We start from the raw sequence: 16,469 nt of genomic DNA on the forward strand, positions 1-16,469 counted from the left end.
CTACAACGTTAGGCTTCGCCGTCAATGCGTACAGCCGTGCTCACCTCTACTTCCACTTCTTCAAGCAAGCCCTCTAGCTTAAGGGGTGTTTGCTCGGGTTCCTCTTCAGGCGCTTGCGGGCCGTAAAGCGCTATAAAACGGCCATCCGGGTTTTCGATCGCATGTTTCACTTGCTCTTCGCTAACATCAACCTGATCTTGAACCAAGTCGTTGAGTCGCGCTAAAGCGTCCTGCAGCGGCTCAGAGTCATCAATATTCTCTTCAAGCTGCGGGAAGGTTTGCACGAATAACGTGCCGTCGTCCGCCCAGCCGGCCTTAAAAGGGGCGTCCATCAAGTTTACTTTAGTTCCGCTGGGGAGGCGCTCATAGAGTGATTCAATGTCTTCCGGATACATGCGAATGCAGCCGCGGCTAGCGCGCATACCCACACCATCTGGGCGGTTAGTGCCATGAATGAGATAGCTAGGCATATCTAATAAAATGGCGTGACGGCCAAGGGGGTTGTCTGGGCCAGGGGGGACGATGGCGGGGGCTGGTTCGCCGCGCGCAGCCGCTTCGCGGCGCATTGAGGCGGGGGGAGCCCAGGCGGGGTCTTTCACCTTAATTGTGGTGCGTGTAATGCCTACTGGTGTGGCAAAGCCGTCGCGGCCAACGCTTACGGGATACGTTTCTACGATGCCGGGATTATCGGCAGGGTAGTAATACAGCCGCAGTTCAGAAAGGTTGATGACGACGCCTTCACGAGGAGCTGGTGGCAATATATAGCGAGTGGGGATAACAACGTCTGTGCCTTTGCCGGGAACCCATAAACTGACGTCTGGGTTAGCCATGCGGATCTCTTCGAAGCCGATATTATGTCGACGGGCGATATCGATGAGGGTCTCTTCCTGATCCTCAACGGTGATGGTGTAGTACTCGCCAACGATATCGCCATTTTCGGGTAAACGAAAATGGCCGCGGGGCAGTTCGCGGTGATCTTCTACTTGCTCGGCGGCAACCACAGCGATGTCACTAACCTCCGCGGAACCGTCAGCGTTCTGCTGCTCGCCTAAGGACTGGGCGTAGGTTGGCCCAGAAAGGCTGGCCGCTAGCAGTACCGCCAGGCTAGTAGGGCCCCATAAGTTGAAAAGATGGCGAGTGTTCATGGTCAATCCTAATCGTGAATGCAGTTGAGGTAAGGCAAATCAGGTAATGCAAAATCGCTGTTGCCCGGGTGGAACACCCCTGTTTGTAAGTCGCTTTGGCTTCTTGGCGTTTCCAATATGCTGCTTAGGTATAAGTTTGCCCCAAGGTCTACGCCGCCGCTACTTTTTGATTCAGTGTGGTCAATAGAGTTTCTACCTTTTCAAAACGCTGCTCGATCGTTTCCATTGAAAATTCAAATCGTAAGGTGTCTGAGCCATCTAACCGGTAGTGCTGAGGAGATTTCTGAATCAGTGTTACCAGCGTTAAGGGATCTACCTGTGTCGTGCTGTTGAACAGCACCCTCCCTTTGCTATCGCCTGCTTCAATGCGCGCTACGCCAAGCTGTTCAGCCCGTTGGCGTAATTTGGTTTGCCGGATTAAGTTTTTTAACGGGGCAGGAAGCAGGCCAAACCGGTCGATCAGCTCTACCTGAAGCTCTTTGAGTTCAGCGTCGCTTTGAGTGTTGGCAATACGCTTATACATCACGAGCCGCTGTTGTACGTCATGAATGTAGTCGTCGGGTATTAAGGCCGGTAAATTAAGGCTAATTTCCACGCCGTTATTAAAGGGGGCGTCGATATTAGGGGTTTTGCCCGCACGAATGGCTTTTACGGCGCGGTCGAGCATTTCCATATACAGCGTGTAGCCAATCGTTTCCATCTGGCCGCTCTGCTCATCACCTAGCAGCTCGCCGGCGCCGCGTATTTCCATGTCGTGACTTGCCAGGGTAAAGCCAGCGCCTAGATCATCAGAGGCACTGATCGCCTCTAGGCGCTTAACGGCGTCTCTTGTCATCGCCTTCGGGGGCGGTGTTAGCAGGTAGGCATAGGCTTGGTGGTGGCTGCGACCTACGCGGCCTCTGAGCTGATGCAGCTGTGCCAAACCAAATTTATCGGCGCGCTCGATTAAAATGGTGTTAGCGCTGGGTACGTCAATGCCCGTTTCTATAATCGTGGAGCACACCAGCACGTTAAATCGCCGATGGTAGAAGTCTGACATTACCCGCTCTAGGCTGCGTTCAGGCAGCTGGCCGTGGGCGACGGCGACGCGGGCTTCCGGTATTAGCTCTCGGATCTTTTCGGCAGCATTCTCAATGGTTTTGACTTCGTTATGGAGAAAATAGACTTGGCCGCCACGAAGAATTTCGCGTAAGAGCGCTTCTTTAATAATGCTGTCGTCGCGTTGCTGTACAAACGTTTTGACCGACAGGCGGCGGGCCGGGGGGGTGGCGATAATCGAAAGGTCGCGAATGCCGCTCATCGCCATGTTTAAGGTGCGCGGAATAGGCGTGGCAGTCAGCGTCAAAATATCGATTTCTGCGCGCAGCGTCTTGAGCTTTTCCTTTTGAGCAACCCCAAAGCGGTGCTCTTCATCAATAATCAAAAGCCCCATTTTAGGTAGCTTAACGCTTTTTGAAAGCAGCTTATGGGTGCCTATGACAATATCTGTGCGACCCTCTTTAATGCTTTCTAGCGTTTGGGTCATCTCTTTTCCCGCTGTAAAGCGAGAAATCAGGCTGATATTGACAGCGGTATCAGCAAAGCGGTCGCGGAAGTTTTCAAAGTGTTGGCGGGCCAGCAGCGTAGTGGGTACCAATACCACTACCTGACGGCCCGACTGCACGGCCAAAAACGCTGCGCGCATAGCGACTTCGGTTTTGCCAAAGCCGACGTCACCACATACCACGCGATCCATGGGTTGAGGGGAGGTCATATCGCTGATGACCGCCTCAATAGCGGCCTGCTGGTCTGGGGTTTCTTCAAACGGGAAACTGGCTGAAAAGCGGCTGTATTCGTCAGCCGGCATGTCATACACAACGCCTTGTTGGGCTTCGCGACGGGCGTAAATATCGAGCAGCTCGGCCGCCGTATCGCGGATTTTTTCAGCGGCTTTGCGGCGTGCTTTTTCCCACTGATCAGAGCCTAGCTTGTGCAGGGGGGCGAGTTCATCGTCTGCCCCGCTGTAGCGTGAAATTAGATGCAGGCTATCCACAGGGACATAGAGCTTTGCGCCATCGGCATAAGAGAGCGCCAAAAACTCGTTGGCTTGCCCGCCTGCCTCTAGCGTTTCGAGTCCTATGTAGCGGCCAACGCCATGGGCTTGGTGAACAACGGGGGCGCCTTCCTTTAGTTCTGATAAGTGCCGAACCGCCAATTCGTTATCATCAGTCGCTTTTTCTCGGCGGCGGCTTTGGCGCACCACGTCGCCAAACAGCTCTGTTTCGCTGATGACTGCGACATTAGGTTCAGTAAGCCATAGCCCGCTGCCGACTTGGCTTTCCGTGATGGCCATTGTGTGCTGGCTGTGTAGGAAGGCGTGGAAGCTTTCCGCGTGGGGCAGCTGCAGTTGCAGTGGCGCTAGAATTTCCTCTAGCGCTTCTCTGCGCCCTCTGGATTCAGCCGCAAAGAGAATCCGCGTCTGGGGCTGAGAGTTCAAAAAGTCGCTTAGCGCGCTAAGCGGCTGCTTTGCTCGCGCATTAATCGCCAAAGAAGGCAGTGCTTGTGCGTTGGGTGTTAGCGCGTGGCGATGCGCCTCCTCTTCGGTAAGCTCTATGCGAGGACACGCTTTTATCGCTGAGAAGACCTCGCTGACGGGAAAGAACGCACGATGGGGCGGTATTAAAGGCCGTGTTGGGTCAACCCCAAGGTTGTCGTAACGTGATTCGATAGCTTGCCAGTGCTGCTCGGCTGCCGGGTATACATCGGGCAGCAGCGCTATGCGTGTGTCGTCAGTCACATGGTCAAACAGCGATGCGGTTTGTTCGAAGAATAGCGGTAGATAGTGCTCAAGACCCGGTGAAGGTATTCCCTTAAGCGCGTCGTTATAAAGTGGGCTTTGACGTGGATCGACGTCAAACAGGGTTTCAAACTGTTCTCTAAAGCAGGCAATGGCACTACGGCTTAATGAGTATTCGTGGGCCGGAAGCAGCTCAAGACGATCTAGTTTGTCGGTGGAGCGCTGGTTGCCTGGGTCGAAATGACGCAGCGTATCAATTTCATCATCAAACAGGTCTATACGAATGGGTTCATCCATACCCATGGCAAAAAGGTCGATAATCGCACCGCGCATGGCGTACTCACCTGGCTCATACACGGTTTCCACCGCACGATAGCCCGCTCGGGAGAGCGATTCCCTAAACGTTTCACGATTAAGCTTGGCGCCTGTTTGTAACGTCATCACCCTGCCGGCGATGTATTCTACCGGCGGCAAGCGTTGCATTAATGTGTTGATGGGAACCAGTACAATTCCGCGTACCCCATCCTGAAGCTGCTTAAGAGTGCGTAAGCGCGCAGAAATAATATCCTGGTGGGGTGAAAAACTGTCGTATGGCAGTGTTTCCCAGTCCGGGAAGGGGAGAACAGGTACGGTGCTATAGAACGCTAAATCTTGCTCCAGGCGCTGGGCGCTGGCGGTGCTGGGGGTAATGACCAGCAGTGGCGCGCTGGATGCTATCTGGGCGAGTGCCAGGGCAGTCGCACTGCCCGGCGGCGCTGTTAGATAGAGCGTGTCGCGAGTCCCTTGAGGCTGGGGCGGTTCGAGCAGAGAGAAAGAAGGCATAGGTACGGTATCGTTTTTGCGATGAAACGGAATCTGAATCATACACGATCGATACTTTTAGTTAGAGACCCTGATGGGTCAGTGTGAGTGGTGATGCCCAGCCGGTGCGTTTAAATGCTTCGCTATTATTGGGAGTTTGTAGTCAGCGGCCGAGTTCTGTAATCCCCCTACATGCTGTGCGACTAACCTTTGATTGCTACTGAGCCTTAAGCCCAGGATAATGCACACTGGTTTTTTTCTTTATGACCCTGTTTTCACTACCCAATGAGGCCGCACGTGAGTCAGCAAGCTCTCGAAAACGTTTTTCAGGATTGGCAACACAACGAAGCCTTGGCAGAGCAGATGATTCCGCTTGTCGGACAGCTATATCGTCAGAACAACGTTGTTGCCACCATGTTCGGACGTTCGCTGATCAAACGGTCGGTTATTCGTATTCTTAAAGATCATCGCTTTGTGCGTAAGATCGAAGGTACTGAGCTGTCTGTGGAAGATACGTTCCCCATCGTTAAAGCGATGAGTGAGCTAAATCTAGGGCCTGCACATGTAGATGTGGGTAAGTTGGCTGTCAATTTTAAGCGCCAAAATGGTGGCGACCTGGACGCTTTTCTTCGCGATGAGTTAAGCGGCATCATCAATGGCTATACGCCAGGCGCAAGCACTGGCGAGCCGCAAGACGTCGTGCTTTATGGCTTTGGGCGCATTGGCCGTTTGCTGGCCCGCGTGTTGGTTGAAAAGGCGGGTGGCGGCAATTTATTGCGCCTGCGTGCAATTGTGGTACGTGGCCGTGGCGATGTTGCCAAGGATCTTGAAAAGCGTGCCAGCTTGCTCCGCCGCGACTCCGTTCATGGGCCCTTCGAAGGCACCATTTCAATTGATGTTGATGCGCGTACGCTCATCGTAAACGGTAACGTCGTACAAGTAATCTATGCTGATTCGCCCAGTGAAATCGATTACACCGCGTATGACATTAATAATGCGGTGATCGTAGACAATACGGGTATTTGGCGTGATGAGGCCGGTCTAGGTCAGCACCTGGAGTGTAAAGGTGCAGCTAAGGCGCTACTCACGGCACCGGGCAAAGGCGATATTAAAAATATTGTCTTCGGGATTAACCACAATACCATTAGTGATCAAGACCGCATCGTTTCGGCGGCGTCTTGTACCACTAATGCCATTGTGCCTGTGCTTAAAGTGCTCAACGATGAGTACGGCGTGGTAACCGGTCATGTTGAAACGGTGCATGCTTACACCAACGACCAAAACCTGATCGATAACTACCATAAGGGCGACCGACGTGGCCGTAGCGCAGCCCTTAACATGGTGTTGACCGAGACGGGCGCGGCAAAAGCAGTCGCTAAAGCGCTGCCGGAGCTTGAAGGTAAGCTGACGGGCAATGCCATTCGTGTGCCAACGCCCAACGTTTCCATGGCGATTTTGAACCTCACGCTAGAGAAAGGCACCGATGCGGAAGCGCTGAACGACTACCTGCGTCGTATGTCGATTGATTCGGCCTATCAGAAGCAGATCGATTTTGTTGACTCAGCGGAAGTGGTTTCCTCTGATTTTGTTGGCAACCGCCATGCGGGCATCGTGGATGCTAAAGCGACCATTGCTAACGGTAACCATGCTGTCGTTTATGTTTGGTACGATAACGAGTTTGGTTATAGCTGCCAGGTCATTCGGATTCTTCAGCAAATGTCGAATGTGCAATTCGTGAAGCTGCCTCGTCAAGTAGGTTGATAAGTACGCCCAGCATAAGCGCTTTCCCTTGACAGGAAAGGAAAGAGCACGGTTTTGCTCGCTCTTTAAGCTATTGCTATCAACGCCACCTTCGGGTGGCGTTTTGTTATCAGAAACAAACCTACCTGAAAAGCATATAGCACCTTTGGAGGCCCTCAGGGATGTGGTCATTGGCCGCGCTTATCTTTATAATACGTTAGATTTTTCGGGGTGGTTCAAGCGTGCTTGGGCCTGACTGGTAACAATCTGAACAGAAAAACAAGAATTCACTGAGCAGAAAATAAGCATTCGAACCCCTTACCTTCGTATATCCGATCCATCAACTGGGCGAGACTATGATCGAAGTCAAAAAAGGCCTGGATCTCCCCATCACGGGAGCGCCCGAGCAGCGTATTGAAGATGCGCGGCGTGTGCGCCACGTGGCAATCCTGGGCACCGACTACGTTGGCATGAAGCCAACGATGGAAGTTCAGGAAGGGGATAAGGTCAAACTAGGCCAATTGCTCTTCACCGATAAGAAAATTGATGGTGTACGCTTTACAGCGCCCGCCAGCGGTGAAGTTGTAGCAATTAACCGTGGCGAAAAACGTCGTTTACTGTCTGTCGTAATTAAAGTCGATGAACATGAAGAAGCGATGACATTCGCGTCTCATGATCGTGGTGCTTTAGGACAGCTAGAGCGTCAGGTCGTTGTCGACCAGCTGGTTGAGTCTGGACTCTGGACTGCCTTGCGCACCCGTCCGTTCTCACGTACGCCAGCTATCGACAGTACACCTTCCGATATCTTTGTCACCGCTGTGGATACGCATCCGCTAAGCGCTGACCCCGCCTTAATCATCAACGAAAATGCCCAAGCATTTGAAGACGGCCTCAAGGTGCTAACCCGCCTGACCGAGGGCAACGTTTTTCTGTGCACGGGTGCTGACGCTTCCCTGCCAGGAAGTGATGTTAGCGGTGTAACAACGGAAAGTTTTGCTGGGCCGCATCCTGCGGGCTTAGTAGGGACGCATATCCACCACCTTTCGCCTGTCGCACTGCACAAAAAAGTGTGGCACATCGGCTATCAGGACGTGATCGCGTTCGGCAAGCTGTTTGTTGAAGGGCAGCTCGATATGACCCGTGTTATAGCGGTGGGTGGCCCGCGTGCGGAGAATCCTCGTTTGCTGCGTACCCGTGTGGGCGCCAGCACCGATGAACTCTTCGCAGGTGAAGTTATCAAACCGGAAGACACCCGTGTAATTTCAGGTTCTGTATTCTCGGGCTTTGCCGCCGAGGGTAAGCTGACCTTCCTGGGGCGTTTCCATAATCAGGTGAGCATGCTGGAAGAAGGCAACAAGCGCACCTTTATGGGATGGCTATCTCCTGGCGCGAACCGTCACTCAGTACTTGGCATTTATATTTCTAAGCTTAAAGGCCTGCATAATTACGCACCGACGACATCAACCAATGGCTCTGAACGTGCCATGGTGCCGGTAGGCGCGTATGAGACCATTATGCCTTTGGATGTAATGCCAACGCAGCTGTTGCGTTCGCTGATCGTGGGCGACATTGAAGTTGCCATGCAACTTGGGTGTCTTGAGTTAGACGAAGAAGATTTGGCGCTTTGCACGTATGTGTGCCCTGGCAAATACGAGTACGGCCCTATCCTGCGTGACAATCTCACCATGATCGAGAAAGAGGCCTGATGATGGGTATTCGACAAACACTCGATAATTTCGAGCCGCACTTCCACAAAGGTGGTAAGTACGAAAAGTTCTACCCGCTCTATGAAGCGATAGATACCGTTTTCTACTCACCGCCCAGTGTGGCAAAGACCACTGCCCACGTGCGCGACGGTATTGACCTCAAGCGCATCATGATCACTGTCTGGATGTGTACCTTCCCGGCAATGTTCTTTGGCATGTGGAATGCAGGTTGGCAAGCCAATACTGCCATTGAAGCGGGCTACGCCTCGATGGGCGGTTGGCGCGAAGCCATTATGATGACCCTGGCCGGTGGGCATGACCCCAGCAGCCTGTGGGCCAACTTTGTGCTGGGTGCTACGTACTTCTTACCTATCTACCTCGTGACATTCGCGGTAGGTGGCTTCTGGGAAGTTATGTTTGCCATCAAGCGCGGCCATGAAGTGAACGAAGGCTTCTTCGTGACCTCCGTACTGTTCGCGCTGATTCTGCCTGCAACGATTCCGCTGTGGCAGGTTGCCTTGGGTATCACCTTTGGTGTCGTTATCGGCAAAGAGATCTTTGGCGGTACGGGTAAAAACTTCTTAAACCCTGCGTTAACTGGCCGTGCATTCCTTTACTTTGCGTATCCAGCGCAAATTTCTGGTGATGCAGTGTGGGTGGCCGCTGACGGTTATACCGGGGCGACTGCACTCTCAATGGCGTTCCAAGACGGTATGACTGCCTTGACGAACACCTTCACTTGGTGGGACGCCTTCTTAGGCTTTGTGCCGGGGTCAGTGGGTGAGGTGTCAACGCTGGCGATCTTTATCGGCGCCGCGGTACTGCTGTGGACCCGAATTGCTTCGTGGCGGATCATGCTAGGTGTGTTCCTGGGTATGGTAATTACCAGCACCCTGTTCAACATTATCGGCTCTGACAGCAACCCAATGTTCGATATGCCGTGGTACTGGCATCTAGTGATTGGTGGTTTTGCATTCGGTATGGTGTTTATGGCAACAGATCCTGTGTCTGCTTCCATGACCAACCAAGGGCGCTTCGTGTTTGGTGCGCTAATTGGTGTGATGACCGTGCTGATTCGCGTAGTCAACCCGGCCTTCCCGGAAGGCATCATGCTGGCCATCTTGTTTGCTAACCTGTTTGCGCCGCTGATTGACCACATGTTCGTCCAGGCCAATATTAAGCGCCGTCTTAAGCGGACTGGCGTTCCGGCCGAGGAGACTGCCTAATGGCACAAGGTAACAACTCCATCAAGAAAGTCCTGATCGTTGCATTTTCGCTGTGCATTGTGTGCTCGGTAATTGTGTCGACAGCTGCTGTAGCGCTGCGCCCTGCGCAGCAGTTAAACCAGGAGCTAGATCGTAAAACCAATATTCTTAACGTGGCTCGGCTTTACGAACCCGGAATGGATGTTGAGGATGCGTTCCGCACCCAAATCACCGCGCGTGTGGTAGAGCTGGACACGGGTGAATATAGCGATCAGTTCGACCCCGACACCTTCGATGGTTTTGAAGCGTCTCGTGACCCGGCGACGGGTCGCACGCTTTCCGGTGATCGTGACATTGCGGGCCTGTCTCGCGTTGAGAACTACGCGACTGTTTACCTCGTCGGCGATGCTGAAAACCCTGACCAAATTGTTCTACCCATTCGTGGTCAAGGACTTTGGGGTCGCATGATGGGCTTTCTCGCGGTTGAAGGAGATGGCAACACCATCGTAAGTATCACCTACTACGACCATAGCGAAACGCCGGGTCTTGGTGCTGAGGTGAACAATCCGCGCTGGCAAGCTCAGTGGGAAGGTAAAAAGATTTACGATGAAGAGGGCGACCTCTCACCGGAAATTCACCTGACCAAAGGCGGCGCGAGCAACGAGTATGAGGTTGATGCGCTATCGGGTGCAACGCTGACAAGTAACGGCGTGACTAACATGCTGCAGTTCTGGTTCAGCGAAGAAGGTTTCGGCTCGTATTTGGCGAAGTTCCGTAGCGGAACTGAGCCAGAAGACGCCGAAGATACCGACACCAACTTCGACGACGTTGAGGGGGCCTGATCATGGCGGATGCAAACGCAAAAAGCGTCTTAACGGCGCCCATTTTTAAGAACAACCCCATAGCGCTTCAGATTTTGGGTATTTGTTCTGCCTTGGCGGTAACGACCAGTATGAGCGTGTCGCTGGTCATGGCGCTAGCGGTAATCTTTGTAACGGCTTTTTCGAATTTGTTCGTCTCGTTGATCCGGAATCATATTCCTTCTTCGATTCGTATCATTGTGCAGATGACGATTATTGCGTCGCTGGTTATTGTGGTTGACCAGATTCTCAAAGCTTACGCTTATGAAATGTCTAAGCAGCTGTCGGTATTTGTGGGTCTAATCATCACTAACTGTATCGTAATGGGTCGTGCGGAAGGCTTTGCGATGACCAATTCGCCGGGCATGTCGTTCCTCGATGGCATCGGTAATGGTTTAGGCTATGGCTTTGTCCTGATGGTGGTCGGTTTCTTCCGTGAGCTGCTGGGTGCTGGTAGCGTATTCGGTTTTACTATTCTGCCCACGGTACAAAACGGTGGCTGGTACGTGCCTAACGGCATGATGCTTCTGCCGCCCTCTGCCTTCTTTATCATTGGTCTGCTGATCTGGGTACTGCGTTCAGTGAACCCGGAGCAGGTGGAAGATAACGAGTTCAAAATGAAGCACAACACCAAGCCGAAGGAGGCCGTGTAACATGGAACACTATTTAAGCCTTTTCGTTGCTTCGGTATTTGTTGAGAACTTGGCGCTGGCCTTCTTCTTGGGGATGTGTACGTTCCTAGCGGTATCAAAGAAGGTATCTGCTGCTTTTGGTTTGGGTATCGCCGTTATCGTGGTACTAACGATTTCAGTACCCGTTAACAACCTGGTGTTTAACCTTCTTCTTGCTGAAGGTGCACTTTCCTGGACTGGAATCAGTGGTGCGGAGAACATTGACCTTTCGTTCCTGGGTCTATTGAGCTACATCGGTGTTATTGCCGCTTTAGTACAGATCCTCGAAATGTTCCTGGATAAGTACGTGCCTGCGCTGTACAACGCTCTAGGCGTGTTCCTCCCGCTAATTACCGTAAACTGCGCCATCCTTGGTGGTGTACTGTTCATGGTTGAGCGTAACTATAACTTCGGTGAGTCCGTTATCTACGGTTTCGGCTCCGGTGTTGGTTGGGCGTTGGCAATTACTGCCCTGGCCGGTATCCGTGAGAAGCTGAAGTACAGTGACGTGCCTGGCGGTTTGCAGGGGCTTGGCATCACGTTTATCACCGTTGGCTTAATGTCTCTGGGCTTTATGTCTTTCTCAGGCATTCAGCTTTAATCGGAGCTGGTTTTTCTCGGCAGCTTAGGCTGCCGAGGTACAGAAAACCCTCAGCAATAGGAAACCGACATGGTTGATACATCAGTCATCTTGCTCGGTGTTGTCATGTTCACGGTCATCGTTATTAGCTTAACGGCGATCATTCTGGCAGCGCGCAGCAAGCTAGTGAGTAGCGGGGACGTGACGATTGAAGTCAACGGCGACCCCGAGCACACCTTGACGACTCAGGCGGGTGGCAAGCTGTTAAATACGCTAGCTGCCAACGGTATTTTTCTTTCCTCTGCCTGTGGTGGCGGCGGCTCGTGTGCCCAGTGTAAGTGCCGGGTAGAAGAGGGCGGCGGTTCTATTCTGCCCACTGAAGAGTCACACTTTACCATGCGTGAGAAGAAAGACGGCTGGCGTCTTTCTTGCCAAGTACCCGTAAAGCAGGACATGAAAGTTGAAGTGCCTGAAGAGGTCTTTGGCGTTAAGAAGTGGGAAACAGAGGTTACTGCGAACCCTAACGTCGCTACGTTTATCAAAGAGCTGAACCTGAAGCTGCCTGAAGGTGAAGAAGTTGCCTTCCGTGCCGGTGGTTACGTTCAGCTGGTAGCACCGCCTTACGATATTAAGTTCTCCGATTTTGATATCGAGGAAGAGTATCGTGGCGACTGGGAAAAGTTTGACCTCTACAAAATTTCCCATAAGAACGATGAGGAAGTCATCCGCGCCTACTCCATGGCGAACTACCCGGAAGAGAAAGGCCTCCTCAAGTTTAATATCCGTATTGCAACGCCGCCTCCGGGTACTGATCATCCGCCGGGCCTTATGTCTACCTATGTCTTTAACCTGAAACCGGGTGACAAGGTAACCGTAATGGGGCCGTTTGGTGAGTTCTTTGCCAGAGACACTGACGCTGAAATGATCTTCATCGGCGGTGGTGCGGGTATGGCGCCGATGCGCAGCCACATCTTCGACCAGCTCAAGCGTCTGAAGTCTGATCGTAAAATCTCGTTCTGGTACGGTGCGCGCTCTTGGCGTGAAACCTTCTATAACGAAGAGTACGACCAGTTGGCAGAAGAGTTCCCGAACTTTGAGTGGCACCTAGCCCTTTCGGATCCGCAGCCAGAAGATAACTGGGAAGGGCCGACAGGCTTTATCCATAACGTGCTGTACGAAAACTATCTGAAGGATCACCCCGCGCCTGAAGATTGTGAGTACTACATGTGTGGGCCGCCCATGATGAATGCGTCTGTTATTAAGCTACTGCTTGATATGGGCGTTGAGCCGGAAAATATTCTGCTGGATGACTTCGGCGGTTAATAACCCGGTATATGATCTGCATGCGGGGCTGGCCTTTGGGTCAGCCCCGTTTGTTTTATGCCTGATCATTTTTGGAGTAGCTGAGGTACAATAAGCACATAATCTACGGCACTTACTGGCTTTAGCGTTGTCGGCAGGTGAGCAGTTAATGCAATGTCGGGAGAGTAATATGGCAATTTGGCTACTGGTCTTTGGTTTTATGGCGTTAGTAATGACCGCCATGGCGGTTGGGGTCTTGATGGGCCGTAAGCCCATTGCAGGCTCTTGCGGTGGCTTAAATCAGCTTGGTCTTAAAGAGGGCTGTGATATCTGTGGCGGCAAAGATGAAGTGTGCGAAGAAGAGAACCGCAAGCGCGGAAGCGTGCGCCGCCGTAGCGATGAAAGCCGTGGGGCGGATCTTGGCTATGACGCCACACGTCGCTAAACGTTAACGATGCCACATGTTCAATGACATTAAACGCTCGCTTAATCGCGGGCGTTTACGTATGTGCTGGTAAATGATGTAAAAGGTACAAGGAGATCCAAAGCGTATGGCGGTTCACAATTACGATGTTGTGGTTATTGGTACTGGCCCCGCCGGGGAAAGCGCGGCGATCAACGCTGCGAAACACGGCATGCGCGTGGCAATTGTTGAGAAACAGGCCCAGGTGGGTGGCAACTGCACTCATTGGGGCACAATCCCGTCAAAAGCACTGCGCCATCAAGTCAAGCAGATCATGGCGTTCAACACCAACCGTATGTTTCGTGATATTGGTGAACCTCGCTGGTTTTCGTTTCCTAAGGTAATGGAGCGTTCGCGCAGCACCATTGATAAGCAGGTTGAGATGCGTACAACGTTTTATGCGCGTAACCGTATCGACCTGTTCCACGGTGTAGCTCGTTTCAAAGATGACCATACAGTGCTGGTGAGGGATCGCCAGGAAGGAATGGAGGAGCTGGTCGCCAAAAAAATCGTGATCGCCACGGGTTCGCGACCCTACCGTCCGGCCGATATTAACTTCCGTCATCCGCGTATTTACTGTTCTGATACGATTCTAAGCCTCTCTCATACGCCCCGCACGCTGGTGATTTTTGGCGCCGGTGTTATCGGGTGTGAATACGCCTCCATCTTTTCGGGATTGGGCGTTAAGGTAGATTTGATTAATAATCGCGATAGTCTGCTTTCCTTCCTGGATGATGAGATCAGCGATGCGTTGTCGTACCACCTACGCAAACATGGCGTTTTAATTCGCCACAATGAAGAGTATGCGAGCGTTGAAGGGGACGAATCCGGCGTTGTTGTTTACTTAAAGTCCGGTAAAAAAATCCGTGCGGATGCCTTTTTATGGGCTAATGGGCGCACCGGTAACACCGACAGCTTAGGGCTTGAAAACATCGGTTTAGAGGCCAACAGCCGTGGCCAGCTCAGTGTAGACGAGCACTACCGCACGGAGATTCCGACGATTTATGCTGCGGGGGATGTAATTGGCTGGCCCAGTCTTGCCAGTGCTGCCTATGATCAGGGCTTAAACTCCTGTAATGAGCTGTTGGAAAAGGAGTATCGCTTTGTTAGCGATGTACCCACCGGTATTTATACCATTCCTGAAATCAGCTCCTTTGGCCCCAATGAGCGCGAGTTAACCGAAGCCAAAATACCCTACGAAGTAGGCAAGGCGTTTTTTAAGGATACCGCGCGTGCGCAGATTACCGGTGATACGGTGGGCATGCTGAAAATTCTCTTCCATCAGGATACGTTGGAGATACTCGGCATTCACTGTTTTGGCGACCAAGCGTCAGAAATTTTGCATATCGGCCAGGCGATTATGCAGCAGGAGGGAGAGGCCAATTCATTAAAATATTTTGTTAATACGACGTTCAATTACCCGACCATGGCAGAAGCTTACCGGGTGGCCGCACAAAATGGCTTAAATCGCGTTTTTTAAGCCCGTTTAGTTACCGTTTAGCTCAGCGCCGCATGGTGCGGCGCTGGCTCAGGGGGCAGCAGGCTCTCAACTCTATTACGCCCCCTATCTTTGGCACTGTATAACGCTTGGTCGGCCAGCGAGTACATCTGCTCGAAGGTGAGGTTGCCTTTGGGAGCGCAGGTAACGCCAATGCTAACGGTCTGCTCATTCAGTTCAGCAAGGTGGCGGAAGGATAGATGGGCAACGTCATGACGGATTCTTTCCGCTACCCGCAAGGCGGCTTGGTGAGATGTGTTGGGCATCAGAAGGCAAAACTCTTCACCGCCAATACGGGCAAGCGTATCGCCTTGGCGTTTAAGCTGTTCCATACAGGCACTGATTATGCGCAGCACTTCGTCGCCCACCGGGTGGCCAAGCGAGTCGTTTACCTGTTTAAAGTAGTCCAAGTCGATCAGTAAAAAACTTAGTGGCTGCTGCTGACGCTGGGCATTGGCTAGCTGGCCGTGCGCTGTTTTTACAAAATGACGACGATTATAAAGCCCCGTTAGTTCGTCGGTGAGCATTAGCTTTTTGAGCGTGCTTCTTTGGTTTTGTAAGCGAACAACGGCGAAGAGGAGTATCAGCGCGATCAGCATGACCATCGATACAAGTAAACCAACGGCAATCGAAAGGCGCTGCATGACCAAACGCTGCTGCCCAGCAGCGGTACTTACGACGTCATTAAGCTCAAAATATATCCATGCCATATTGGCTTCTAAATCATTGGCGATGCGCTGAAGCTTCACGAGTTGGGTAGGTGTATCCACCGCGCTTTGGGCACTCTCCTCCAGCGCATCGAATTGATCAGGCAGCGCTTCCAAATCAGCGGTTAAGTAGTCGGCGCGCCGAGAGAGCTGCGGGTATTGTGCTAAACCGTTTTTCACGTGATTCAGATATTGGCGAGACAGCCATACACTATGGTTAATTTGACGTAGATGAATCCCTTCGGGCTGGTTTATAAAGCCTTCCAGGGCAATTTGTAGATGAGGGATACTCTGTTGGGCGCGCACAATATCCCCAACCAGCGCCGTATAGTCGGCACCAAGCTGCTGCCGTGCGTTATAAACGTAGCTCGCAATCAATAAGGCACAAACGCTAACACCAACCGCCAGCATCGTGGCCAATCGCCAGGGGATGGAGTGGCGGCGAGGCGTTTTCATTGCTGTCGTAACTCTTTGATAGACCAGATCCAGCGAGTTAGTGGCATTGTTCCAGCGCGTACCGCTGCAAGATTATCAGGGGCAATGAGCATTAATGGCCCCATTTTATCAATCGCAATGGGTTCACCATCAAGCCGTGTCACTAAAAGATAGCGTGTTTGTGCGCGCTCTTCCCCATCGAGAAACGTTGAATAATTATCTAGCGCAATGAGACGGACACGTTGATCAGCGGCTATACCCTGCTGCTCGATAACGTCATTTAGCCACACCCCTGTGAAAATACCGCTAAGTCCTTCAGGGTGCGTCATTTCAATATCGAAAAGAGGCAGCGTTTCAATATCGGCGAGGGATAGCCAGTGTTGGTCGTAGCCGTGAGTGACAAGCATCACGAGCTTTTGGTTTTGAGAAGGAGGGTACTGGCTCGTGGTAATGACGCCACCCGCATATAGAGATGAAGGCTGCATTCCATAGGTGAGTAAGCTAATACAGCCTGCGAAAAGAGCAAAACGAAACCATTGAATCTGTGCCACGCGCGAGCTGACAGACATAAGTAGGCTCC

General features: G+C 52.2%; 13 protein-coding genes. 9 read left to right on the forward strand and 4 right to left on the reverse strand.

Translation table 11 applies throughout. The features are described 5' to 3' along the window. Positions 1–8: 8 nt before the first annotated feature. Together LG301_RS06440 and mfd are read right to left on the reverse strand one after the other, a co-directional pair. Positions 9–1,145 (reverse strand): L,D-transpeptidase family protein, encoded by a 1,137-nt coding sequence (locus LG301_RS06440; RefSeq protein WP_404474435.1) that lies wholly within the window; start codon positions 1,143–1,145, stop codon positions 9–11. A gap of 148 nt (positions 1,146–1,293) precedes the next feature. Then, positions 1,294–4,743 carry a transcription-repair coupling factor gene (gene mfd, locus LG301_RS06445; RefSeq protein WP_404475193.1) on the reverse strand — a complete coding sequence of 1,150 codons (3,450 nt, stop codon included), beginning with the start codon at positions 4,741–4,743 and terminating at the stop codon, positions 1,294–1,296. 276 nt (positions 4,744–5,019) lie between these two features. On the opposite strand from mfd, the gene LG301_RS06450 reads away from it, so the two are divergent. The 9 genes from LG301_RS06450 (at position 5,020) to sthA (ending at position 14,729) form a co-directional block, all read left to right on the forward strand. Beyond that, entirely contained in the window at positions 5,020–6,483 is a 1,464-nt protein-coding gene (locus LG301_RS06450) for a glyceraldehyde-3-phosphate dehydrogenase (RefSeq protein ID WP_404474437.1), read from the forward strand. Between the two features lie 335 nt (positions 6,484–6,818). Next, entirely contained in the window at positions 6,819–8,168 is a 1,350-nt protein-coding gene (locus LG301_RS06455) for a Na(+)-translocating NADH-quinone reductase subunit A (protein WP_404474439.1), read from the forward strand. Beyond that, entirely contained in the window at positions 8,168–9,394 is a 1,227-nt protein-coding gene (locus LG301_RS06460) for an NADH:ubiquinone reductase (Na(+)-transporting) subunit B (protein WP_404474441.1), read from the forward strand. Before LG301_RS06455 ends, LG301_RS06460 begins: the two co-directional genes overlap by 1 nt. Continuing rightward, on the forward strand, positions 9,394–10,215 hold the full coding sequence (locus LG301_RS06465) for a Na(+)-translocating NADH-quinone reductase subunit C (protein WP_404474443.1): 822 nt from the start codon (positions 9,394–9,396) through the stop codon (positions 10,213–10,215). Before LG301_RS06460 ends, LG301_RS06465 begins: the two co-directional genes overlap by 1 nt. Before the next feature lie 2 nt (positions 10,216–10,217). Further along, positions 10,218–10,886, forward strand: a complete 669-nt coding sequence (locus LG301_RS06470) for an NADH:ubiquinone reductase (Na(+)-transporting) subunit D (RefSeq protein ID WP_404474445.1) — start codon at positions 10,218–10,220, stop codon at positions 10,884–10,886. 1 nt (position 10,887) lies between these two features. Then, complete coding sequence (gene nqrE, locus LG301_RS06475) at positions 10,888–11,505, forward strand: NADH:ubiquinone reductase (Na(+)-transporting) subunit E (RefSeq protein ID WP_009723509.1); 618 nt, start codon at positions 10,888–10,890, stop codon at positions 11,503–11,505. 69 nt (positions 11,506–11,574) lie between these two features. Next, complete coding sequence (nqrF, locus tag LG301_RS06480) at positions 11,575–12,807, forward strand: NADH:ubiquinone reductase (Na(+)-transporting) subunit F (protein ID WP_404474447.1); 1,233 nt, start codon at positions 11,575–11,577, stop codon at positions 12,805–12,807. Positions 12,808–12,976: 169 nt separating this feature from the next. Next, positions 12,977–13,231 carry a (Na+)-NQR maturation NqrM gene (gene nqrM / locus LG301_RS06485; RefSeq protein WP_263069326.1) on the forward strand — a complete coding sequence of 85 codons (255 nt, stop codon included), beginning with the start codon at positions 12,977–12,979 and terminating at the stop codon, positions 13,229–13,231. A 106-nt stretch (positions 13,232–13,337) separates the two neighbouring features. Continuing rightward, on the forward strand, positions 13,338–14,729 hold the full coding sequence (gene sthA / locus LG301_RS06490; RefSeq protein ID WP_263069325.1) for a Si-specific NAD(P)(+) transhydrogenase: 1,392 nt from the start codon (positions 13,338–13,340) through the stop codon (positions 14,727–14,729). A 17-nt stretch (positions 14,730–14,746) separates the two neighbouring features. Here the strand turns inward: sthA and LG301_RS06495 are convergent, their stop codons facing one another. Both LG301_RS06495 and LG301_RS06500 read right to left on the reverse strand, forming a co-directional pair. After that, on the reverse strand, positions 14,747–15,910 hold the full coding sequence (locus LG301_RS06495; protein WP_404474450.1) for a diguanylate cyclase: 1,164 nt from the start codon (positions 15,908–15,910) through the stop codon (positions 14,747–14,749). Next, positions 15,907–16,458: a hypothetical protein gene (locus LG301_RS06500; protein ID WP_404474452.1), complete on the reverse strand. Its 552-nt coding sequence runs from the start codon at positions 16,456–16,458 to the stop codon at positions 15,907–15,909. Before LG301_RS06500 ends, LG301_RS06495 begins: the two co-directional genes overlap by 4 nt. Positions 16,459–16,469 lie beyond the last annotated feature (11 nt).

The sequence above is a fragment of the Vreelandella venusta genome (genome assembly GCF_044809155.1).
Taxonomy (GTDB): domain Bacteria; phylum Pseudomonadota; class Gammaproteobacteria; order Pseudomonadales; family Halomonadaceae; genus Vreelandella; species Vreelandella venusta_B.

Excerpts from the sequence above, each read along its gene's own strand:
- LG301_RS06440 (WP_404474435.1), bottom strand. The coding sequence starts at position 1,145 with ATGAACACTCGCCATCTTTTCAACTTATGGGGCCCTACTAGCCTGGCG.
- mfd (WP_404475193.1), bottom strand. The coding sequence starts at position 4,743 with ATGCCTTCTTTCTCTCTGCTCGAACCGCCCCAGCCTCAAGGGACTCGC.
- LG301_RS06455 (WP_404474439.1), top strand. The coding sequence starts at position 6,819 with ATGATCGAAGTCAAAAAAGGCCTGGATCTCCCCATCACGGGAGCGCCC.
- LG301_RS06460 (WP_404474441.1), top strand. The coding sequence starts at position 8,168 with ATGATGGGTATTCGACAAACACTCGATAATTTCGAGCCGCACTTCCAC.
- LG301_RS06465 (WP_404474443.1), top strand. The coding sequence starts at position 9,394 with ATGGCACAAGGTAACAACTCCATCAAGAAAGTCCTGATCGTTGCATTT.
- LG301_RS06470 (WP_404474445.1), top strand. The coding sequence starts at position 10,218 with ATGGCGGATGCAAACGCAAAAAGCGTCTTAACGGCGCCCATTTTTAAG.
- nqrE (WP_009723509.1), top strand. The coding sequence starts at position 10,888 with ATGGAACACTATTTAAGCCTTTTCGTTGCTTCGGTATTTGTTGAGAAC.
- nqrF (WP_404474447.1), top strand. The coding sequence starts at position 11,575 with ATGGTTGATACATCAGTCATCTTGCTCGGTGTTGTCATGTTCACGGTC.
- nqrM (WP_263069326.1), top strand. The coding sequence starts at position 12,977 with ATGGCAATTTGGCTACTGGTCTTTGGTTTTATGGCGTTAGTAATGACC.
- sthA (WP_263069325.1), top strand. The coding sequence starts at position 13,338 with ATGGCGGTTCACAATTACGATGTTGTGGTTATTGGTACTGGCCCCGCC.
- LG301_RS06495 (WP_404474450.1), bottom strand. The coding sequence starts at position 15,910 with ATGAAAACGCCTCGCCGCCACTCCATCCCCTGGCGATTGGCCACGATG.
- LG301_RS06500 (WP_404474452.1), bottom strand. The coding sequence starts at position 16,458 with ATGTCTGTCAGCTCGCGCGTGGCACAGATTCAATGGTTTCGTTTTGCT.